Genomic DNA, 22,062 nt, shown 5'->3' on the forward strand with positions numbered 1-22,062 from the left:
CTATGTGGTTAACCCGTATTAGTGTGAAATATCCTGTTTTTACCATCATGATGATGTTTTGTCTGATGGTTTTAGGCTTAGCCTCTTGGCAAAGAATGGGAGTTGAGGAGTTTCCTGATGTCGATTTCCCCTTCGTGGTGGTGTATACCACCTATCCAGGCGCATCCCCTGAAACAGTTGAGTCTGAAATCACCAAGAAAATGGAAGATCAAATCAATACCATTTCAGGTTTAAAACAGGTCATTTCTCAGTCTAGCGAAGGCTTATCGACCATTATTGCTGAATTTGATCTCGATGTTTCTTCCGCTATTGCCGCGCAAGATGTCCGCGATAAAATTGCACCGGTCACCGCTGAGTTTCGAGACGAAATTCAAGACCCGATTGTTGAACGTTACGACCCTTCTGCCAATGCCGTGATGTCAATTGTATTTGAATCACAAAACATGTCACTAAAAGAGCTCAGCTCTTATCTGGATCAGCGCATCGTTCCACAGTTTAGAACCGTTTCTGGTGTAGGGATAGTCAACTTATTGGGTGATGCCAAGCGACAAATTCGCATACAGATTGAACCCCACAAATTACAAAGTTTTGGGATTGGTATTGACCAGATCATCAACACGCTAAAAGCTGAAAATGTCGAGGTTCCGGGTGGAACGTTGAAACATGGTAACAGTGAACTTGTGGTCGAAATTAAGTCTAAAGTGATTCATCCTTTAGCCTTCGGCGATTTGGTGATTGCCAATAAAAATGGTGTACCGATTTATTTACGTCAAGTTGCAAGCATTTCAGACAGCCAAGCCGAACTTGAGTCAAGTGCCTATTTAGATGGTAAAACCGCGGTTGCGATTGATATTTTACGCAGTTCCGATTCAAATGTGATTGATGTAGTCGATGGTGCTTATGAGACCTTAGCAGATATCGAAAAACAGTTGCCTGAAGGCACCACAGCAAAAGTGGTGGTAGATTCATCCAAAGGCATTCGTAACAGCATCACCGATGTTGCACGTACAATTATTGAAGGTGCAGCACTTGCCGTTTTGATTGTCCTGCTGTTTTTAGGCTCGTTCCGTTCCACCGCCATTACAGGCATGACGTTACCAATTGCTCTCCTTGGCACTCTGACGTTTATTTGGATCTTTGGCTTTAGCATCAACATGATGACCTTACTGGCATTATCACTCAGTATTGGTCTACTGATTGATGATGCGATTGTGGTCCGTGAAAATATTGTGCGACATGCAGACATGGGCAAAGACCCTGTCACAGCAGCCCTTGATGGCACCAAAGAAATTGGACTCGCTGTTTTAGCCACCACCTTAACCATTGTTGCGGTGTTTTTACCTGTGGCATTTATGGGCGGTATTATCGGTCGCTTTTTCTATCAGTTTGGCGTAACCGTCAGTACTGCTGTGCTGATCTCCATGTTTGTCAGCTTTACTTTAGATCCAATGCTATCTGCACATTGGGCTGAAAAGCATAATCCACATAAACCACCCAATCGAGTCAAACGTTTCTGCAATTGGATTTCTGGCAAACTAGATAATCTCAGCCACGGCTATGAGAAATTACTCAAGCTTGCTCTGCGCTTCCGATTCATCACCCTCATGATTGCTGTGGCTTCGCTATTCGGCGCATTAGGCTTATCTAAACTAATTGGAACAGAGTTTGTCCCTGTTCCAGATAAAGGTGAGATTCGGATTAAGTTCGAAACACCTGTCGACGCCTCTTTGGAATATTCACAAGCCAAACTGCTGCAAGTCGATAAAATTATTCAGCAGCACCCTGACGTTCGAGCAACTTATGCGGTGATTAATGGCGTTACGGATCGTGGTAAAAACCATGTCAGTATTCGCGTAACCGTTACGCCACGCACAGAGCGTAAGAAAAGCTTAACCGACTTAAACAATGAGTTCCGCCAACGCCTACAACAAGTAGGTGGCATTACTGTGACCTCAATTGCCTCCGCAGATGAAACGGTATCGGGCGGACAAAAACCCGTGATGATTTCCATCAAAGGTCCAGACTTAGCCGAACTCCAGAAGATATCAGACCGCTTTATGACAGAAATTGCGCAAGTCAAAGGCATTGTCGACTTAGAAAGCTCACTTAAAGCCCCTAAACCGACTTTAGGCGTGCATATTAATCGGGTCTTAGCCAGCGATTTGGGCCTATCGGTCAACCAAATTGCCAATGTCATTCGCCCACTGATTGCAGGGGATGATGTCACCACATGGCAAGATGACAAAGGCGAAACCTATGACGTTAACCTGCGCTTAACTGAAAATGCGCGTAGCTTACCTAGTGATGTACAAAACCTTTACCTCACATCGCAAAAAACGGATGCCAATGGTCAAGCTTTATTGATTCCCCTTTCTAGCGTTGCGCATTTAGAGCAAAGTCTGGGGGCATCGCAGATTAATCGTCGCGATCTAGCACGGGAGGTTTTAGTCGAAGCCAACACCGCAGGTCGCCCTGCAGGCGATATTGGCGCCGATATTAAAAAAATTGAAGACAACTTTGACCTTCCAGCAGGTTATAGCTTTGACACGCAAGGTTCAAACAAAGACATGGCTGAATCTGCAGGTTATGCCATGACCGCAATCACCTTATCGATTGTGTTTATTTATATTGTGCTAGGTTCGCAGTTTAATAGTTTTATTCACCCTGCGGCGATTATGGCTTCCCTGCCACTATCATTGATTGGGGTGTTTTTAGCGCTCTTCTTATTTAACTCCACCATGAACTTGTTTTCTATTATCGGTATTATCATGTTGATGGGTCTGGTGACCAAGAATGCAATTCTATTGATCGATTTCATTAAAAAAACCATGGATCACGGCGTTGATCGTTATCAAGCGATTATTAATGCGGGTAAAACACGCTTACGACCTATTTTGATGACTACTAGCGCTATGGTAATGGGCATGGTACCTCTGGCTTTAGGACTAGGTGAAGGAGGTGAACAAAGCGCACCGATGGCACATGCAGTGATCGGCGGTGTCATTACATCGACACTGCTGACCTTAGTGGTGGTTCCTGTGATCTTCACCTATTTAGATGACTTTAAGAACTTTATGCTGCGTCAAGTACGTAAAATCATGTCATAATAATCGACATTTTTCTGAGGTGGTGTCGACATGCCTCCTCATTTTTTATCGTATAATCTTTGACTTTCAAAGTTTAAAATTTTAGGACAGTTTCCATGCGCGCGAGTCGCTTTTTATTTGCAACGTTAAGAGAAACCCCAAATGACGCAGAAGTGATTTCACATCAACTAATGCTACGTGCTGGGATGATTCGTAAATTGGCTTCAGGTTTATACACTTGGCTGCCGATGGGCGTTCGCGTATTAAATAAAGTTGCAGCGATCGTTCATGAAGAAATGAACAATGCGGGTTCACTCGAAGTCCTGATGCCCGTAACTCAGCCAGCGTCTTTATGGGAAGAATCTGGTCGATACGTCCAATATGGCCCTGAACTGCTTCGTTTCAAAGACCGCCATGGCAACCCTTTCGTGCTTGGTCCTACCCACGAAGAAGTCATTACCGATCTTGCGCGCAATGAACTCAAAAGCTATAAACAATTGCCTGCAAACTTCTATCAAGTACAAACCAAATTCCGCGATGAAATTCGTCCACGTTTCGGTGTAATGCGTTCACGTGAATTCATCATGAAAGATGCTTATTCTTTCCACGCAAACCAAGAATCACTGCAAGAAACCTATGACATCATGTACGGCGCGTACTGCAAAATCTTTAGCCGTTTAGGTTTAGATTTCCGTCCAGTACAAGCCGATACAGGTTCAATTGGTGGTTCAGGCTCACATGAATTCCACGTGTTAGCATCAAGTGGTGAAGATGATATCGCCTTCTCGACTGAATCTGACTATGCGGCAAATATTGAAATGGCTGAGGCCATTTTAGTCGGTGAACGTGCAGCGCCAACCAAAGCTTTAGAAGTGGTCGATACACCAAATCAAAAAACCATTGCAGATGTCTCTAACTTCTTAAAATCTGATCCTGCACACTCTGTAAAAGCCTTGTTAGTGCAAGGTATTGCAGCCGAAGAAGGCCAAGCAACACCGGTAGTGGCATTGTTCTTACGTGGCGATCATGAGCTTAATGAAATTAAAGCGGAGAAGCATCCGCGCATTGCATCACCATTAACTTTTGCAACAGAAGAACAACTTGCTGCACTGGGTTTAACCGCTGGTTTCTGTGGACCACAAGGCTTGGTAGAAAAAGGCTTAACGGTCATTGTCGACCGTGCTGCATCGGTACTGTCTGACTTTGTTGCGGGTGCAAATGAGGTTGATAAACACGTGACTGGTCTAAACTGGGAACGTGATGCACAGTTTACCGAAGTCTACGACTTACGTAATGTGGTTGAGGGTGATCCGTCTCCAGACGGTAAAGGTACACTGCAAATTAAACGTGGTATCGAAGTTGGGCATATTTTCCAACTCGGTCAAAAGTATTCAGAAGCTTTGGGTTGTAAAGTTTTAGGTGAAGATGGTAAGCCATTTACTGTAACCATGGGTTGTTACGGTATTGGTGTAACACGTGTAGTTGCCTCTGCAATTGAGCAAAACTTTGACGAAAAAGGCATTATTTGGCCTATGGCAATTGCACCGTTTGAAGTTGCCATTGTGCCGATGAATGCACATAAGTCTCCACGCACTTTGGAAGCAGCTGAAGCACTGTATGCTGAACTTACGGCAGCAGGTTATGATGTTTTACTGGATGATCGTAACGAACGTCCAGGCGTGAAATTCTCAGACCTTGAGCTTACAGGTATTCCTCACCGTATTGTGATTGGTGAGAAAGGCTTGGATGCAGGTACTTTTGAATATAAAGGCCGTCGTGACGCTGAATCTGTAAACATTTCTAAAGAAGATTTGTTGGCGAAAATTACAAAATAATTAATTTTAGATTAAAAAAATCCCGCGTATATCGCGGGATTTTTTATGGAATCATATATTTAACAGAACTTTAAACCACCGTAACAATTTGATCTAAAGTTTTGCCCTTGTAAGCTTAAATTGGTCAGTGGAAAATCCAAAGTCGTCGTATTCATTGGAACATTCCCAACAACTAAGGCAGAACCACCGACACATCCTGTTAAAAGATTACCGCAATTTCGAGGATTGTCCGTTAGATCTTTATTAATACCCGCAATGGTTTGTTTTAAGACTTCATTGGTAATTGCCACTTTGGTCGTTGGACTTAAGCTGCCCAGCTCGACTTCATCTTCCATCGCCAGCCACCAGCCTTTATTTGCTCCAACCGCAGCACCCGTCCATAGGATATCTTGTGATTGCAAAGATAATGATGCTGGGTTGTTTAAATACAGTGCATGAATTAAGCCTAAACTTTGGTTCACAGTGATATCTGTTTTAAGCCCAGTAATATTGCCGGACACCTGTTTATCTAAGTTTAAAAAACCGAGTACTTTAGCTGTTAATTGTCCACTAAAATCAATTTGCCCAACAGTACCCGTCCCTTTTAAAGTTACATCCTTCATTCGAGTCCCCGACACAACTGTCGAATTAATCGTAAAAGGCGCTGTAGTCGAAGATAAATTTAAATTATAAGTATCAGACGTATATGAAATATCATAACAAGGGTCTAAAAAACCACCTACACAAGTTGTCCCAGAACTACTTCCGAGTAATCGTCCTTGCACAATACCATTCATAGTTAATCCTGTATCCGCAAAGGTCATGCTACGAGCTGCTGTCACTGCAGTACCGGATGCAGTTTTGGTTTTCATATATCCACTAAAGGTATTAATTCCATTGGGTATCGCATTATTATTTGCATCTACATCATTATTGGTACCTAATGTCATCAAGCCTTTAATCTTTTCAGCACTCACACGAAAGCCTAACACCTCACGTGTTGCAGCTGAAGTCGGATTTTTAATCGCAAACTGAATAAATGGATTTGTGATTAATGCCGAAGTTGCTGCACGCTGATCCGATGTATAGTTCGCATCATCAGGTAGTCCACTTAAAGAAATATGATCGATATCAATATCACAACTGTTGGCTCGAATGGAATTGTTGTCGCCACCGCACCCCAACTGAAGCTTCTTAATATTGGCATTCAGCTCCAATTCCGCACTAAGGGCTAACTTATAAAAACCAATGTTCGATTGATTATATGCTTTTCCTTGTGCATCGGTTGTATTCGTCCCCTGCTGAAACTCTAGATTCATCAAAGATTGACCTTCAACTTCTGACAATTCCTCGTCATTTAAAGCGGTCATCGCATAACTTTGACTCAAACCTAATGTTGCTGTGATTAGAATTGAAATTAAAGACTTATTCATTTTATTTATTCCTTATCATTCTTTTTAACGCGGTGTAATCCCTAATGTGCTACGCATAGCCCCACCCGTAATAGCAATATCGGCAACCTTCTGCATGGTACCTGTTGGAGACAATGCGACCTCCGTCCTAAAGGCTGCTCCTTGTCCACCTGCTAATGCCTTATAGTTAAATTGCACTTGATTATCTATGACCACTGAGTCCTTTTGCATATGAATTTTGCCATTCAAACCTAAGTGACCTTGCATTTTGTTCAAGTTAAAACTTGAGGTTTTTGTTGTTGTTCCATTGCTATCGGTATTACTGAGGCTAATAAAACTGCCTTTTTTACTTTCATTACTCAGGTCTGTACTACTCAACGTATTAAACTCAAAATTGGATTTAAATGACAGATAATTGCTTTGCGGTGTTCCGCCTACAGCCTCAAGTCCTGGAATAATAAAGAGTTCACCTTTACCATCCAACATAAAAGCAATCGATGCGAGAACATCATCTTTTTTGGCAAAGTTATTAATCGGTACGACTTCTTTGGCACAACTATTTACCCCTGCTGGACAATTATATAGTGCACCTGGAAGCTGCCCAATTGCGATTTCCGCATTGGCAGCAAACAATAAGCTATCGGCTTTGATATAGATTTCATTTTCATTAAAACCAATCACACCATTGGCTTTAAAATATGAGTCAATATTACGTAAACCTGTATAGTAGTTAACTTCTTCGCCATGCTTACTCATTGCACCATCAATAACGATAATAGACGTTGTTTTAGGGTTGCCTTGACTATCTTCCCCGTAACCATCGGTTGATACCGCGATATCATAGCCCAAGCCATCCTTCACCGTTCCAGCGGTATTGGTATATTTCTTGGCAAAAAATGCAGCATTGGCATTCAGGTTATAAATCGGAATACCTAAGCCCCATGTCCCTTCGTTAGTATTGTTTACCGCAATAGAATTATCTGAAATAAAGCGAGCTTTACGTGCAATCGCTTGAAAATCGAGTCCACGTACAGCAATAAAAGCCACATTTGAAGCATTGCCCGTTGGTGATGGGTTATAAATCAACTCATAGTTTTGCGCACCCAATATCGTCTTAATTTGGTCATTGACCACAAAACCCATTGAGTTGGTGCGAATGTTATTGATATAAATCTGGCCAAAATCAATATAGGCATTTTGACTGTTTATTGCTGAATTAGGATCAGTGGAAGTACGTACATTCAGCGGTGATAAGTTTGAAAATTCGATGGCATAACTACCTGTACCAGTATGCCCTAATTCAAACGTTGTCGGTGTGCTAGCACCAAGCAAACTATTCCCTGCACGGGTAAAGTCAGCCGATACATTTAAATGTAAGCCGCCAGCATTCTTAAAACCATAACCTGCAGATGCAACCACCTCATTTTCTTGAACATTACCGTTAACACGGTTGACCGTATTAAACTTAGCAACACCAGTCTGGTCAGCATTTAATGCGATCTTGCCATTGGTTAAAGCACCTGATGCCCCTATCCGAATTAAGTTTCGATGAGTCGAGTTTGCTGAGCCATAACGTAAATCAACGTTTAACCCCGGATTTGTGGCATTGCCTACACGGCTGTCATGTACATCTGTCTTATCTTCCACTCGACCTAAAACAACAATATTATCGCCAACACTACCCTTTGAGGTGAGAACTACACCTTCCGTTTCATCGATATAGAGATATCCATCAGCAGATAAATTGAAGTTGAAATCTTTTAAGGTTAAATCTTGATTATTTTGTCCATAACTAATACTAGCATTCTGCAATTTAAAATCTAAATGCACCTTTGAGTCACGGTTAAACAGACCATTCGTCGTTGCTAAGTACACTTCAAAAGGTGAAATAGTTGAAAGCTTAATACTTCCTAAATTTTGATCCGTTTCACCCGTTGCACAATTTGGTGAACACATCAGCATGATTTGGGCAGCCGTTGCGGTAAAAGGTGACACACTGGCAGAGAGCTGAATGCCGACCCCTTGCGTACCATTGGCTAATTGTGTTGTTCCCACATCAAAATCGAGTTTGGTTTTAATGTTGTTATAACCAGTTGCCGTTTTCATTTCAATATTATGCAAACCCAGTTTTATCGGTGTTTTTCCGACTTCCGCAGGATCGACCCAATTCAATTGTTTAATGTCAACTTTTGAAGCTTCATGGGTAATTGAAATACCATCTTGACCCGTTACATCACTTAAAATCTGATCATTCAAAGCTTGTAATGCATAACTTTGATTCGCTGCACAAATACACAGTGTCAGAAGGTTTAGTTTTATTATTTTATGCATCTCAATATCCTTTTGAAACTATATGTCTAACAGCGGCTACCCGCAGTGCCCGAACAGTTATAGCTAAAGATTTTTAGATTTCCATCCAGATGTAAGTTTCCGTGAACATTTAAGCCCATAAAACCTTGTTCCTGACCTTTATCAAAAGTGGGTACAGTTTTACTCGTACCATAACTGTTATACGTTGAGGTATTGAAATATCCATTTTCACCACTTTCTACTGAAAGGCTGGCAAAACCTAAGTTTCTAATTTTAAGGGGTTTATCATCGAAAAACTTTAACATCATCGCAGTTTGTGGCTTACCTTCTTTATTCAGAATTGTGGTACCTTCCAGCGAAAATTTATCAATTTGCATGGTGCCTTGGAACTGCTTGAAAACCAGCCATTTTCGTTGCCCATTTTCCTTATGATTATTTGGAGAAATAGCGATACGACACAGTTCTAATAAAGCGCAATCTTGATTTGCACGCATTTGATAATAGGCTTCAGTGACAATAGCTCGCCCATTTGCATCTACACCATTGATCCTAGAGATCGTATTTAAACTCATATCATTGGCATATTGGTGGTTGATCGATAGGGTTAAGCTCAAATCTGCACCGCCCTGTCCAGTCACACCGACCAGTTCCTTATTATCCAAATCTACCAAACCCGCTTGAGACAACATGGATACCGACATCAACATGGTTACACATAATTTTTTCATCATGTCAGTATCCTATAACCCTGTGGTCTTAATTTTTAAGTGTTGGATCAATACACCATCTATAGCAACTGACCCTAAATTTACAGGAACTGCTGTTCCAATCCCGCGGAATACCACACCAGTTGACTGTGTTGCCGTATTGGCTTTAAGCGTATTGGTGGTCGGATCTCGTGTCACGCTACCAATCGAAATACTGCTATGTGTTGCGTTATTTCCTTGGTATTGAATCGCAGTACTCCCTGCCCCCGTTTGAACAAAATTCGAACCACAATAGGCCACATTACATGTTGATCCTTTATAGTCAGCATTGTTTCCACCCTGTACATCTGGGTAGTAGGTATAAATCTGCTTATAAATCTCAGGCACATTCGGAATACGCGTGACTTCGAGAATAATATTGCGTCCTTCCGAACCTACAACAAAAGGCTGATACATATTACCCAAGACCAAGTTAATATTTGGGCTGTATAAATAAAGTCCCTCGCTGGCATCAAAAATTGGAGCCAATGAACGATCTAGTGCAGGTGTGACTGCCGTACCGTCGTTGGTCGCAGCTGTGCTCAGACGAAGGACTTTAGCATTCAATAGCGCTTTATTTGCGTCATCGTTGGCATAGACCAATCCAGATGGATCATCATTGGTATTGATCCGAAGTAAGGCTGCCATCCCAAAGGTTTTATTTTGCTGGTCTAAGGTAGATGCTTGAGTTTGAAACATACGCACCTGTGAGCCATTTAAACTCAACCCATTGGCAACGGCCTGTAAACGTATTCTTTGATTTAAATTTAAATCAAGATCTGCTGCCGCGTTGGTTGTTGTTGGCGCACCAGTGATAGGGTCCACTTTATTTTGAGAATTCCAGCTACGCGAAAAAGCATCCAACCATAGACCTAATTTAATATTATTATCTGTGTCACTCGCTACAACCGTTGCTAAAGGCGCTTCCAGCCCTAGAAAACTTACATCTGAACTTGCATTCGACTGATGAAACTGTTTAATCCCCGTGGCTGTGCCAGCGCGAAATAACCAAGGATTAACATCGCTTCCCCATGTGAAGCCCTGATTACTGAAACGGCTATTGGCATTATTATCAGACCGCGAAAGCGCTAAACCATAAATAAAGATGTCTGCTTTGGTTCGTTTCGTGCTCAGATCATCTGCGTCGGTATACTTGGAGTAGTTCTCACCCACAGGAATAATACGAATAAAGCCCGTGTCGTATTGTTGTGGATTGGCCACGCCACGGTTGTAGCTAGAAGCCGTGGAGAGATCATTGGCCCCTTGAAACACCATCTTGAAGTTTTCAGGAAGTAAAGCAATGCCTTCACCCGTAGTATCCGCTAGATATTCATCGGAAAGTGACTCAAGGGCAAATGTAGACTGCGCAAGCATGAGTCCGACAAGACTAGCTAAACAGGATTTTTTCAATCCTGCGGGATATATACGATTCGTCATCTCGACCATCCTTATTATTTGATGCTCCGCATCTTTATGTACTGCATCCTTTGCTTGGCATTCTACTCTGCGCACTATAATTTTTATTTGCGTCAACCAAAGCACTCTAATTCACAATTTATTATGCTGAAACTCAGCACAAATGCAAAACCAACTGTCCGATAATATTTATTTTCCGATGAATGAATTGGCATAAAAAAAGCGGATCAATGATCCGCTTTTTTAAATATCTAAAACTTAGGTCTTCGGTAAAGTCACACCTGTTTGACCTTGGTACTTACCACCACGGTCTTTATACGATGTTTCACATACTTCGTCAGATTCGAAGAACAACATTTGTGCAACACCTTCACCCGCGTAAATACGTGCAGGTAAATTCGTTGTATTCGAGAACTCTAAAGTGACATGACCTTCCCACTCAGGCTCAAGTGGTGTGACATTTACGATAATACCGCAACGTGCATAGGTCGATTTACCCAAACACACAGTCAACACATTACGCGGAATACGGAAATACTCAACGGTACGTGCTAAAGCAAATGAGTTTGGTGGAATAATACAAACATCAGCTTCAATGTCGATAAAACTTTTATCATCAAAGTTTTTTGGATCGACAATTGCCGAGTGAACATTGGTAAAAACTTTAAACTCACGTGCACAACGAACATCATAACCATAGCTCGACACGCCATAAGAAATGAGTTTTTGACCATTTTCATCTAAACGAACTTGGTTTTCTGCATACGGTTCGATCATGCCGTGTTTTTCGCTCATTTCGCGAATCCAACGATCGGACTTAATAGCCATTTATTCTTTCCAAAAAGCTTAATTTCAATAATTGCGTTGTACTTTAACTGAAATCGCTTTCAATGAAAATAAGCGCGTTTAAGTTCGCAAAATTTCTGTCTTTAATTACTAAATTAAAAACTTAAAATCGCAGAATAGCTCAGTGGAATCGAAAAACTCATCAAGACCAGCGACGCTGTTTTTTGCAGGTTAGATTGGTTCAGCCAGCGAATTTTATTGGTTGCTAAAATTGACCCGATAAAAGTCCAAAAGAAAGCAATCGGAACAATCAAAACCAAGAACAGCGACATATGTGACAGATAATAATCCAGTTTTGTCCACGCAATAGTCGGGAAAATAGCTGAAGCAAACAATAATGCTTTAGGGTTCAACAATGTTGCCAAAAACAGTTCACGCGCCCGAATAGTCGGTTGATTAAAACTCACTTCAGCATCGGCTGTACGCCATAATTTGATGGCCAAATAAAGGATGTAGCTAGCGCTGAATAATTTTAAAATGATCGGCAATAAAGGTAAGTGTGTCGACACTTTTCCAATGAGGAAGCCCCATGCCGTGATTGAAATGAGATAACCAAAAGCTTCTGCAGGAATAAGACGCAAAGATTTACGAATACCGACTTGAATGCCCGAAGAGGCAAGTAAGGTATTGGTCGGTCCTGGAGTTAAAAGAATGGTTATCACTAAACCAATAAAAAACCAAGTGACCATATTCACAGACCCACATATATATAGCTATAAGCGTAATGACTTGCCTTGCTGAAAGCAATCAAATTTAGTGAACCGTGATAACAGTTTTTTTAATTTTCATTCAATAAGTAACATAAATGAAACGTAAGACCCTTACCCAATCTAGCTTTCATAAATATGACGCCATATGCTTTATTCTTTTTTCAAATCAATGATTTTATAAATCAAATAGACATAACTAATGAAAAAAAACTATTCAAATGATTTTTAATCAGTTACTTTTTAAATCATGCGTATTTTTATTCATCAATCTGATCACGCTAAGTCAAGGATAAAAGAGCCAAGTGAATGGCTTTGAAGATAATAAAACGAGGAAAAGTATATGAAAAAATGGACTCAACTCACGCTACTTTCAATTGCACTTGCAGGTCTAGGAGCATGCTCAAGTGACAATAAAACCACGACTTCAGGCGATGCTCAAACCGAAACCAATGCACAAGCATCCGACAAACTCCAAAGTAAATTTGTCAACATAGCGACAGGCGGCGCATCTGGCCCATACAATGTGATTGGCACCAGTTTGGCTGAAATTTATAATAAAACCTAGGGTGTAAATTCAAAAACCCAAACCACAGGTGCATCGGTAGAAAATCTAAACTTACTCAAACAGAAAAAAGTCGAAATGGCTTTTGTCATGAGTGACAGCTTAACTGAAGCACTGAATGGCACAGGCAGTTTTGCCAGTGGGAAAATTGATAATGTCCAACAAGTGGCAGCACTTTATCCCAACTATGTGCAAATTGTGGCGTCAAAAAAATCAGGCATTAAAAAGCTTGAAGACTTAAAAGGTAAACGCATTGCCGTCGGTGCACAAAACTCAGGGGTTGAAGTTAATGCGCGCACCCTCTTAAATGGTTTTGGTATTACTTACAATGACGTGAAGGTCGACTATCTAGGCTATGCAGAAGCCGCGGATGCTTTAAAGGGTGGGAAAATTGATGCTGCATTCTTAACCAGTGGTATCCCCAACTCATCCTTGATGGAACTGCAACAAGGTTTCGATTTACAACTGGTCGGGATCGATCCTGAGAAAGTGAAACAAATCGCCAAAAACCAAACCTATTTCCTATCTCTAAATATTCCAAAAGGCACTTATGGCAATGCAGAAGATATTCCAACTGCAGCTATTATGAATGCTCTAGTGGTACGTTCCGATCTTTCTGAAGATGATGTTTATAAACTAACCAAAACCTTCTTTGATAGTTTAGGACAGTTGGCCAACTCACATCAGGCAGCGACAGAAATTAATCTAGAAACGGCTCAAAAAGGCGTGGTTGCTCCGCTACACCCTGGGGCTAAGCGTTATTACGACGAACTCGCAGCGAAAAAATGAAGCTAAAAAAAAGTGCAGTGTTTACTGCACTTTTTCTACTCGGTTTATGCGGGCTGTTGTTCTTACCTGTTCGCTATAGCGAAGTGACTGTTGCTCAAATGCAGTGCCGAATTTCAACAGCACAATTTAGTTTGCAATGGAAACATTCAGTTGAAAAAACTCGTTGGGTTGAAAACTATCAACGAGAGCAACAGCACTTTATATTGCGCTACACCGACCTGATTTCTTTCGGTGCAGGCACACCGAATGACTACCCCATCATCTTTCAAAAGGACGGTATGGTCAGAATGAAAGTTAATCGGCGAATTGATCAAATCAACTGGATCATTTCCAAGAATATGCAAGGCAGTATCATTATTCACCAGAGCGTCTGGCCCATTTTTCAACAATATCCAGATTACACCTTGGTGCAAATTACAGCACAACAACAGCCCTTGTGGAAAGCATGGCAGATCGGAGAATGCCGATGACTCAAAATGAAGACAAAGTTACCCCTGAACAATTAGATGAGCAACAACAACAAGCCATTTTGGAAAAATTTGATCGTGAGTCAGTGACTCGTACCCCAAGCAACAAATCTGTGGCATGGTTTATAGCGGCGATTGCTATTTTCTATTCCTTATTTCATTTATTTATTACCTTTAATCCACTCCCCGAACTGATTCAACGTTCCGCCCATGTCGCTATTGGTTTGGTTTTAATCTTTCTACTTTATCCTGCGCGTCAGTCCAGTTCACGACAAAGCATCCCTTGGTTAGATTGGTTACTTGCCTTAGCCTCTTTAACAACCTTTTTATACATTTGGAAAGAATATCAAGCCATTATGACCACACGTGGGGGTATTCCAAACACTTTAGATATTGTTTTTGCCATTTTAGCCGTGGTGCTGGTGGTTGAAGGTGCTCGGCGGGTCATGGGATGGATGCTACCTATTTTAGGTTTAGTCTTTCTGTCTTACCCGTTTTTTAGCCACTATGACTGGGTCCCTGATCGTTTATTGACGCGTCCATATAGTATTAGTGATATTTTCGGGCAAATGTATTTAAAAACCGAAGGGCTTTATTCTTCCGCAATCGGTGCTTCAGTCACTTTCATTTTCCTGTTTATTTTGTTTGGTGCTTTTCTGGCAAAATCAGGCATGGGTAAACTGTTTAATGATCTTGCGATGGCACTTGCGGGACATAAACAAGGTGGTCCTGCAAAAGTTGCCGTCATTTCCAGTGGATTTATGGGCAGCATTAATGGCACAGCCGTGGCCAATGTCGTGGGTACTGGTTCATTTACCATTCCCCTGATGAAAAAAATTGGCTACCACAAAAATTTTGCAGGTGCTGTTGAAGCCAGTGCTTCTGTAGGTGGACAAATTTTACCCCCGGTGATGGGAGCCAGTGCCTTCATTATGGCTGAAACCACGGGTGTCAGTTATGGCACCATTGCCCTTGCAGCCACCCTTCCAGCTTTACTCTACTATTTAGGTGTGATGGCGCAGGTTCATTTCCGTGCTGGTAAAGACAATTTAAAAGGTGTCCCGAAAGCGGATTTGCCACGGGTTAAAGATGTCCTAAAAGAACGAGGACACTTGCTTATTCCGATCGTAGCTTTGGTGTTTTTCCTCTTTCAATCCATTCCTGTCAGTTATGCCGCGGTCTACACCATTGTCTTAACTGTGATTGTGGCGAGTTTCCGCAAATCGACCCGTATGGGCTTCAAAGAAATATTAGAAGCGCTCGCCGATGGTGCAAAACAATCCCTTTCAGTCATGGCAGCCTGTGCTGTGGTGGGGATTATTATTGGTGTGGTGAGCCTGACCAGCTTTGGCTCTGTCATGACCTCCTCAATTATGAGCATCGGTGCAGGCAGCCTATTTCTAACGCTGTTCTTTACCATGATTGCATCAATGATTTTAGGTATGGGACTTCCTTCGATTCCAGCCTATATCATTACCGCGACCATGGCTGCACCCGCTTTGGCAAACTTTGATATTCCCACACTGGTGGCGCATATGTTTGTGTTCTACTTTGGTCTGTTTGCCAATATTACGCCACCTGTCGCCTTAGCCGCGTTTGCAGGTGCGGGAATCGCAGGGGGTGATCCAATGCGCACAGGTTTCCAAGCCTTGAAACTTTCTTTGGCAGGTTTCATTGTCCCGTTCCTGTTCGTCTATAACCCTGCCATGCTGATGATTGATACGGCCAACGTCGCAGTCAATGCACGTGAGTTTGCCTTTCCTGCATGGACAACTATTGTGAGTATTGTCTTTACCTCAGTAGTCGGTATTTTGGCGCTGGGTGCAGCAGTTGAAGGTTACTTTAAAATTGGTTTGAATTGGTTCTGGCGGATTTTCTTAGGTGCAGGTGCTTTATGTATGATTATCCCTGAAACTGTGACTGATATTATCGGGATTGTGATGGTGGTGATTGCGATCAGCATTAATATTATGCAAGCCAAAAAACAAAATCAGTCCTATTCACTCTCCTAAAAAAGTAAAAAAAAGCCCAACTCAACAGGTTGGGCTTTTTTTATGGCTGATTTAGAAAATACGAGTCTGATCTTTTTCAGCCTGAGGCAGTGCGGCTGCAATTTTTTCAGCAATCTGCATATAGCTGTCTGCTGCACTGTCTTCCACTAAAACAGAAGGCTTACCCGCATCCGCATTTTCACGGATTTGTACATTTAAAGGCAAACGTCCCAACAGCGGAATATCATATTGCTCCGACAGTTGATCTCCACCGCCCGTACCAAAAATTTGCTCTTCAAATCCACAATTTGAGCAAATATGGGTCGACATATTTTCCACTACACCCATGACTGGAATGTGTACGCGATTAAATAGCTCAATGCCTTTGGTCGCATCCATAAGTGCCACATTTTGCGGTGTGGTTACAATCACCGCACCTGTCACAGGAATACGCTGCGCAAGGGTCAACTGAATATCGCCTGTACCTGGTGGCATATCAATCATCAACACATCTAAATCAGGCCATAAGGTTTGATTGAACAACTGCATCAATGCCCCTGTCGCTTTCGGCCCACGCCAAGCCACAGGAGTATTATGATCACCTGTTAAATGCCCAATCGATAACACTGCCAAACCATAGGCATCTAAGGGTACAAAATTTTCCGCTTCAATCATCGGCGTTTTGCCCGCATTGCCCAACATAGTTGGAATACTCGGACCATAAATGTCCGCATCTAAGACCCCAACTTTTAAGCCGAGCTTTTGCAAAGCAAGTGCAAGGTTTACCGTGGTGGTGGATTTGCCCACGCCGCCCTTGCCCGAGGACACCAAAATCACATTTTGAATACGCGGATGCTTCGGCACATCACGTTGTTGTGGCGCTGCTTTTTGAATGGGTGGATTGTTTGGATCAGTTTCAACGGGTTGTGCAGCAGCTTGGGCTGCTGAGCCTGAAGCATCAATCACTGGGGGTAAATTGCTTTTCGGTGCAGCCTCTTTTGCTTGGCTTGAACAGCTCTCACCTTCAGCATGCTGATGTCCACAGCCACCTGACTTTTCTTTATGTCCGGTTTTTTGTTGAATCACATGCATGTTTAATTCTTTGATACCGCATGCTTCAAGCGCAAGCGCCAAATCATCATGAATCTGTTGTAAATCATCTGCTTCGGCAGGAAAAGTATTGATGGTAATTTGCAGAATATTGCCCTGCACATTCACTTGAGTAATGCGGTCTTTCAACGCATGGTTTGAATTGGGCAAGATATAGTTTTGCAGTACTGTTTGGATTTCTTCTTCCTTTACCTCCTGCGCAGGAGAAAAAACTGATTTAAGAGAAGAAAGCCACGACATATATGTACTCCAAATTCGAGTATTCAGCTGAATGCTATAGTTTAACCACAAAACGAACTTAGGGTAAGTTCAGTATTTATGGATTATGCCATGAAATTTAGTATTCCTAGCTTTTTAGTTGGTTTTATACGCTGAATATCAAAGGACAAAGCTTAGTCGCTTAAGCTAACTGAAAAAATAAAATCGGTGAATTGGATCAAATTTGAACGTAAAGAATTGTAAGTACCATCCAATCTCCTCATTTAAGGTGATGTTATTGCATAGCAAAATATTTATATTCTGTTGTTCTATCTTTACGCGATTTGGGGAGAAAAAAATGAAACTTTGGGCCGTGGTTGTTTTGGCTTGCACCATCTCTAGCTTTAGTTTTGCAGATACATCAACCAATTCATTTAAAACCCCTGCGGGTCAAACGGTGACTATCGGTGATCAAGTTCAAGACATGCAGAAAAAAATCGATTTATCGCCAATTTCTATGTCCTCTACCCCAATCAGCAGTGCGCCGAATAGCCCACTTGAGACTGTATATGTATATGAAATTGCAAACTATCGTTACACCATCCGCACCGTAAACAATCATATTCAGAGCATCATGTGGTTTAACTTAGACGCAGACCCTGCACTCAGTACACAGTCTACGCCATAGTATTAGCGAACATTTAAGGCCGACATTCGCCGTTTCAGACGGATTAAGCTTGGTCGTCTTTTTTAAACTTTTGCAGTGTTTCTGTGGCTTTCTTTTTCAACTCGTCAAACTTTTCAGTGGCTTGCACCTTAAATTCTTCCAGTTTAATTTCGGCCTCATGCTTTAACTCAGTGGCTTTAAGTTTCGCCTCATCCAGTTTATGCCCTGCTTCAACTTTAAAGTGATCCAATTTCTCCTGTGCAACTTGTTTCGCATGCTCGGCTTTGGCTTGTGCAGACTCCAACTTTTGCTCAAAAGCTGCATCGCCTTCGGCTTTACTTTCTGCTGCGTTCTGCTTTAAGTCAGTCAGCTGCTTTTCAGCATCTAGCTTGGCTTCAGTGGCCTGATGTTTGACATCTTCCAGTACTTTCTCGCCTTCGAGTTTTGCCGCTTGAGCTTTCAACTTCAAATCTTCACCCAACTCAGTCGCTTTGGTTTTTAAATCATCGAGTTTATTGTCATTCGTCATGTCACAGCCCTCTTTCGTATTTAAAATTTTGCTTAACTCAGAGTTATACCTTGCTTTTTAAGTGCTGACGTCATTTGCATCATTTGGAAACAATAGCTGTACAGGATGCATCAATTTAAACTCCATCCTGTACCACTCAACGGAAGAGACTAACGCTTTAAAGTACTGATAAAACTGATGACCGCAAACAGCCAAATAAACAAAATGAAACTGCGTGCTTGCGTGAAATGGGTCACATCCGCACCGTGTACCATATTATGACGGCTAGCGGTGACACTCGAACTCGCATCCATTTTCAATGCTTCAAGGCTCAGAAAATACGGATTGATTTCACTGGCAATTTTAACTTTATGCCATAGGCTTTTGACTTCATGACCTTTCAAACCCGGTACGATTTTATAGACATCGACAAACTTGGTTTGATTTTGCTGTAAATAGCCATGTTCAATCAGCGCATCTGTCAAAATCCCTTCTATTTGACCATAAAGAACTGTAATGCACCCTGCATAACACTGCTGTTGATACAGTTTGAAAGTTTCTTCAATCACGCTGCGGCGTTGGGCTTGGAATGCCCCCAAATCCATCGCGTCGTAAGCGTCAAGCAAAGTCGCTTGGAAATAGTCGGCTTGGATTAAATCGGGCAACTGAAACTTAGTCATATCCGCTTCTTTTTCATTGGCCCTTTGCCAGAAAAACAACAGATTGAGCACATCATTGGCCATTGGTTCATCACTTTCATACTCAAGCTGATCGGCCATTATTGCAAAGTACGGATCTTCCAACTCGAGCTGACGGAGCGACTCGACCAATTGTGCATGTGGTCGACTGCCCATTAAAGCAAGATATTGTTCAGCTTGTTGTAAAAGTCGATTGCCCAGTAGTTTAGTCGCTTGTGGATTTTGCGGAATTCGGGTCACGGGTTGGTCGAAATCAAAATCATCATCGATCATGGACGGCATACTCTTAAAAACGGGCTGAATCTAAGTATTATCGCTGTTAATGGCGCATGAATATAGCGAAAATACGCATTAGTTTGAAGTTCCATCATTTGAGTTTTGGACAATCCATTCAATCTTTCATTAAAAGATGAACAAGCTGCTTTATGCCGTTTTAGTAAAGGTATTTCCCATGATTTTTTCAGTATCTTGCTCAAATTAGCGATGGATGCTCAATCTAGCGATCAATTCATATGGGCTTTAGTCTCATTTGAAAACTTTTCACCGATTCACTTGTGCAAGTCGCGGCTATCTAAGGTAAAATCGTTGACCTTATATAAAATACGAATGAGAGAGTCATATCCGTGCGTAATATTTTAGTCACTAACGCCCTACCATACGCCAATGGCCCCATCCATATGGGACACTTACTCGGTTATATCCAAGCAGATATTTGGGTTCGTGCCATGCGTGCAATGGGACACGATGTGACTTATGTATGTGCGGATGATGCTCACGGTACAGCCATCATGCTACGTGCCGAAGCCAATGGTATTTCACCTGAAGATCAAATTGCCAATGTGCAAAAGGAACACATCCGTGATTTTGACGGTTTCGGTGTGCATTTCGATCATTATGATTCAACCCATAGTGATGAAAACCGCTCTCGTGCTTCTGAAATTTATGTGAAAAACCGTGAAGCAGGCAATATTGCCATCCGTCCTGTCAACCAGCTTTTTGACCCTGAAAAAGGCATGTTCTTATCGGATCGTTTCATTAAAGGTACGTGCCCGAAATGTAAGTCGGAAGATCAATATGGCGATGCGTGTGAAGTCTGCGGTACAACATACAACGCGACTGAGCTGTTAAACCCAAAGTCGACTTTAAGTGGTGCAACGCCTGTAGAGAAATCTTCAGATCATTACTTCTTTAAACTGCCGAATTTCTCTGAATATTTACAAAAATGGACGCGTGACCAAGGTCGCTTACCTGTCTCAATTGCCAACAAACTGGATGAATGGTTTGAAGCGGGTCTATCCGACTGGGATATTTCACGTGATGCGCCATATTTCGGTTTTGAAATTCCAGATGCGCCGAATAAATATTTCTACGTTTGGGTAGACGCGCCGATTGGTTATATGTCGAGTTTTGAAAACTACATCAAAGCTAAACGTCCTGATTTAAGTTTTGATGACTTTTGGAAGAAAGACTCTGACAAAGAAGTCTATCACTTCATTGGTAAAGACATCGTTTACTTCCACGCGCTGTTCTGGCCTGCAATGCTTGAAGGTGCAAACTACCGTACGCCATCAGGTTTATTCGTCAATGGTTTCTTGACGGTGAACGGTCAGAAGATGTCGAAGTCTCGCGGGACATTCATCAAAGCTGAAACGTATTTAGAGCACTTAAACCCTGAATATTTACGTTACTACTTCGCGTCTAAACTGTCAGATAAAGTTGAAGACTCTGATTTAAACTTGGATGATTTCGTTCAGAAAGTAAACTCTGATTTGGTTGGTAAAGTAGTGAATATTGCCAGCCGTTGTGCAAAATTCATCAACACCAAGTTTGAAAATAAGTTATCAGCAACTTGTGCAGAGCCTGAATTGGTACAAAGCTTTATTGATGCCGGTGACTCAATTGCGAAAGCCTATGAAGCACGTGAATTCTCTGCTGCCATTCGTGAAATCATGGCACTTGCAGATAAAGCCAACCAATATATTGATGAGAAAAAACCTTGGGCTTTAGCGAAAGTTGAAGGCGAAGAGCAACAAGTACACAATGTTTGTTCGGTAGGAATTAACCTATTCCGTCAATTGGCAGTGTATTTAGCACCAGTCCTTCCAACCTTAGCGGCTCAAGTGCAAGAGTTCTTAAAACTAGACCGCTTTGACTTTGCTTCTGCTCAAACTGCATTGGTTGATCATGAAATTGCATTGTTCCAACCGTTAATGCAACGTGTAGACCCGAAAGCGGTTGCGGCAATGGTCGATGCATCTAAAGACTCTTTAGCGGCTGCGGCTGAACCTGTAAAAGTTGAAAAGAAAAAAGAGAAGAAAGCTGCACCTGCGAAAGTTGAACCTAAAGTCGGCGAAGCGGAGATTATTGGCATTGAAGACTTTATGAAGGTTGACCTGCGTGTTGCTGAAGTTTTAGAAGCTGCAACGGTAGTAGGCTCTGACAAACTTCTACAACTGACTTTAAATGTTGGTGAAGCTGAACCGCGCAATGTATTCAGTGGTATTCGTGAATTCTACCAACCAGAAGACCTTAAGGGTAAATTGGTGGTGATGGTGGCCAACCTTGCACCACGTAAAATGCGTTTTGGTATTTCAAACGGTATGGTTTTAGCTGCGGGCAATGGCGAAGGTGTTTGGGTGATTTCACCTGAATCTGGTGCTAAAGCTGGTGATAAAGTGTCTTAAGGTTTAGACACCCATAAAAAGCCCTGCTATATTTTAGTGGGGCTTTTT

General features: G+C 41.9%; 15 protein-coding genes and 1 pseudogene. 7 read left to right on the forward strand and 9 right to left on the reverse strand.

Going from position 1 to position 22,062, the window contains the following annotated elements; all coding sequences use genetic code 11:
* Positions 1 to 2 precede the first annotated feature (2 nt).
* Together AC4MC0_RS12475 and AC4MC0_RS12480 are read left to right on the forward strand one after the other, a co-directional pair.
* Positions 3 to 3,107: an efflux RND transporter permease subunit gene (locus tag AC4MC0_RS12475; protein WP_491887117.1), complete on the forward strand. Its 3,105-nt coding sequence runs from the start codon at positions 3 to 5 to the stop codon at positions 3,105 to 3,107.
* A 95-nt stretch (positions 3,108 to 3,202) separates the two neighbouring features.
* A complete protein-coding gene (locus tag AC4MC0_RS12480) occupies positions 3,203 to 4,921 on the forward strand; it encodes a proline--tRNA ligase (RefSeq protein WP_335996994.1) in 1,719 nt (572 codons plus the stop codon).
* A 59-nt stretch (positions 4,922 to 4,980) separates the two neighbouring features.
* Here the strand turns inward: AC4MC0_RS12480 and AC4MC0_RS12485 are convergent, their stop codons facing one another.
* The 6 genes from AC4MC0_RS12485 to AC4MC0_RS12510 form a co-directional block, all read right to left on the reverse strand.
* Positions 4,981 to 6,333, reverse strand: a complete 1,353-nt coding sequence (locus tag AC4MC0_RS12485) for a hypothetical protein (protein ID WP_278344908.1) — start codon at positions 6,331 to 6,333, stop codon at positions 4,981 to 4,983.
* 24 nt (positions 6,334 to 6,357) lie between these two features.
* Complete coding sequence (locus tag AC4MC0_RS12490) at positions 6,358 to 8,643, reverse strand: DUF6160 family protein (protein ID WP_278344909.1); 2,286 nt, start codon at positions 8,641 to 8,643, stop codon at positions 6,358 to 6,360.
* Positions 8,644 to 8,669: 26 nt separating this feature from the next.
* Positions 8,670 to 9,353: a hypothetical protein gene (locus AC4MC0_RS12495; RefSeq protein ID WP_114837864.1), complete on the reverse strand. Its 684-nt coding sequence runs from the start codon at positions 9,351 to 9,353 to the stop codon at positions 8,670 to 8,672.
* A 9-nt stretch (positions 9,354 to 9,362) separates the two neighbouring features.
* Positions 9,363 to 10,805 carry a hypothetical protein gene (locus AC4MC0_RS12500; RefSeq protein WP_278344910.1) on the reverse strand — a complete coding sequence of 481 codons (1,443 nt, stop codon included), beginning with the start codon at positions 10,803 to 10,805 and terminating at the stop codon, positions 9,363 to 9,365.
* Positions 10,806 to 11,042: 237 nt separating this feature from the next.
* Complete coding sequence (gene dcd / locus AC4MC0_RS12505; protein WP_004694514.1) at positions 11,043 to 11,612, reverse strand: dCTP deaminase; 570 nt, start codon at positions 11,610 to 11,612, stop codon at positions 11,043 to 11,045.
* 113 nt (positions 11,613 to 11,725) lie between these two features.
* A complete protein-coding gene (locus AC4MC0_RS12510) occupies positions 11,726 to 12,319 on the reverse strand; it encodes a LysE family translocator (protein ID WP_278344911.1) in 594 nt (197 codons plus the stop codon).
* A gap of 361 nt (positions 12,320 to 12,680) precedes the next feature.
* On the opposite strand from AC4MC0_RS12510, the pseudogene AC4MC0_RS12515 reads away from it, so the two are divergent.
* The 3 genes and pseudogenes from AC4MC0_RS12515 (at position 12,681) to AC4MC0_RS12525 (ending at position 16,170) form a co-directional block, all read left to right on the forward strand.
* A pseudogene (locus AC4MC0_RS12515) lies at positions 12,681 to 13,691 on the forward strand (TAXI family TRAP transporter solute-binding subunit).
* Positions 13,688 to 14,161: a DUF1850 domain-containing protein gene (locus AC4MC0_RS12520; RefSeq protein WP_279739618.1), complete on the forward strand. Its 474-nt coding sequence runs from the start codon at positions 13,688 to 13,690 to the stop codon at positions 14,159 to 14,161. Before AC4MC0_RS12515 ends, AC4MC0_RS12520 begins: the two are co-directional and overlap by 4 nt.
* Positions 14,158 to 16,170 carry a TRAP transporter permease gene (locus AC4MC0_RS12525; RefSeq protein ID WP_335996992.1) on the forward strand — a complete coding sequence of 671 codons (2,013 nt, stop codon included), beginning with the start codon at positions 14,158 to 14,160 and terminating at the stop codon, positions 16,168 to 16,170. The genes AC4MC0_RS12520 and AC4MC0_RS12525 overlap by 4 nt, the downstream gene beginning before the upstream one ends.
* Positions 16,171 to 16,221: 51 nt before the next feature.
* Here the strand turns inward: AC4MC0_RS12525 and apbC are convergent, their stop codons facing one another.
* Positions 16,222 to 17,499 (reverse strand): iron-sulfur cluster carrier protein ApbC, encoded by a 1,278-nt coding sequence (apbC, locus tag AC4MC0_RS12530; RefSeq protein WP_335996991.1) that lies wholly within the window; start codon positions 17,497 to 17,499, stop codon positions 16,222 to 16,224.
* Positions 17,500 to 17,815: 316 nt separating this feature from the next.
* On the opposite strand from apbC, the gene AC4MC0_RS12535 reads away from it, so the two are divergent.
* Entirely contained in the window at positions 17,816 to 18,145 is a 330-nt protein-coding gene (locus tag AC4MC0_RS12535; RefSeq protein WP_148826499.1) for a hypothetical protein, read from the forward strand.
* A gap of 43 nt (positions 18,146 to 18,188) precedes the next feature.
* Here the strand turns inward: AC4MC0_RS12535 and AC4MC0_RS12540 are convergent, their stop codons facing one another.
* Both AC4MC0_RS12540 and AC4MC0_RS12545 read right to left on the reverse strand, forming a co-directional pair.
* Positions 18,189 to 18,653, reverse strand: coding sequence for a hypothetical protein (locus AC4MC0_RS12540; RefSeq protein WP_004981189.1), 465 nt, complete (start codon positions 18,651 to 18,653; stop codon positions 18,189 to 18,191).
* A gap of 149 nt (positions 18,654 to 18,802) precedes the next feature.
* Positions 18,803 to 19,603 carry a hypothetical protein gene (locus AC4MC0_RS12545; RefSeq protein ID WP_125280382.1) on the reverse strand — a complete coding sequence of 267 codons (801 nt, stop codon included), beginning with the start codon at positions 19,601 to 19,603 and terminating at the stop codon, positions 18,803 to 18,805.
* A 350-nt stretch (positions 19,604 to 19,953) separates the two neighbouring features.
* Between AC4MC0_RS12545 and metG the strand changes: the two genes are divergently transcribed.
* Entirely contained in the window at positions 19,954 to 22,014 is a 2,061-nt protein-coding gene (metG, locus tag AC4MC0_RS12550; protein ID WP_078388393.1) for a methionine--tRNA ligase, read from the forward strand.
* The last annotated feature ends 48 nt before the right edge of the window (positions 22,015 to 22,062 follow it).

This window comes from Acinetobacter sp. CAU_H_S139_7, assembly GCF_058599305.1.

What these genes read in the sequence shown, in the direction of transcription:
- AC4MC0_RS12480 (WP_335996994.1), top strand. Translation starts at nt 3,203, where the DNA reads ATGCGCGCGAGTCGCTTTTTATTTGCAACGTTAAGAGAAACCCCAAAT.
- dcd (WP_004694514.1), bottom strand. Translation starts at nt 11,612, where the DNA reads ATGGCTATTAAGTCCGATCGTTGGATTCGCGAAATGAGCGAAAAACAC.
- AC4MC0_RS12545 (WP_125280382.1), bottom strand. Translation starts at nt 19,603, where the DNA reads ATGATCGATGATGATTTTGATTTCGACCAACCCGTGACCCGAATTCCG.
- AC4MC0_RS12520 (WP_279739618.1), top strand. Translation starts at nt 13,688, where the DNA reads ATGAAGCTAAAAAAAAGTGCAGTGTTTACTGCACTTTTTCTACTCGGT.
- AC4MC0_RS12475 (WP_491887117.1), top strand. Translation starts at nt 3, where the DNA reads ATGTGGTTAACCCGTATTAGTGTGAAATATCCTGTTTTTACCATCATG.
- apbC (WP_335996991.1), bottom strand. Translation starts at nt 17,499, where the DNA reads ATGTCGTGGCTTTCTTCTCTTAAATCAGTTTTTTCTCCTGCGCAGGAG.
- AC4MC0_RS12540 (WP_004981189.1), bottom strand. Translation starts at nt 18,653, where the DNA reads ATGACGAATGACAATAAACTCGATGATTTAAAAACCAAAGCGACTGAG.
- AC4MC0_RS12485 (WP_278344908.1), bottom strand. Translation starts at nt 6,333, where the DNA reads ATGAATAAGTCTTTAATTTCAATTCTAATCACAGCAACATTAGGTTTG.
- AC4MC0_RS12500 (WP_278344910.1), bottom strand. Translation starts at nt 10,805, where the DNA reads ATGACGAATCGTATATATCCCGCAGGATTGAAAAAATCCTGTTTAGCT.
- AC4MC0_RS12525 (WP_335996992.1), top strand. Translation starts at nt 14,158, where the DNA reads ATGACTCAAAATGAAGACAAAGTTACCCCTGAACAATTAGATGAGCAA.
- AC4MC0_RS12495 (WP_114837864.1), bottom strand. Translation starts at nt 9,353, where the DNA reads ATGATGAAAAAATTATGTGTAACCATGTTGATGTCGGTATCCATGTTG.
- AC4MC0_RS12510 (WP_278344911.1), bottom strand. Translation starts at nt 12,319, where the DNA reads ATGGTCACTTGGTTTTTTATTGGTTTAGTGATAACCATTCTTTTAACT.
- AC4MC0_RS12535 (WP_148826499.1), top strand. Translation starts at nt 17,816, where the DNA reads ATGAAACTTTGGGCCGTGGTTGTTTTGGCTTGCACCATCTCTAGCTTT.
- AC4MC0_RS12490 (WP_278344909.1), bottom strand. Translation starts at nt 8,643, where the DNA reads ATGCATAAAATAATAAAACTAAACCTTCTGACACTGTGTATTTGTGCA.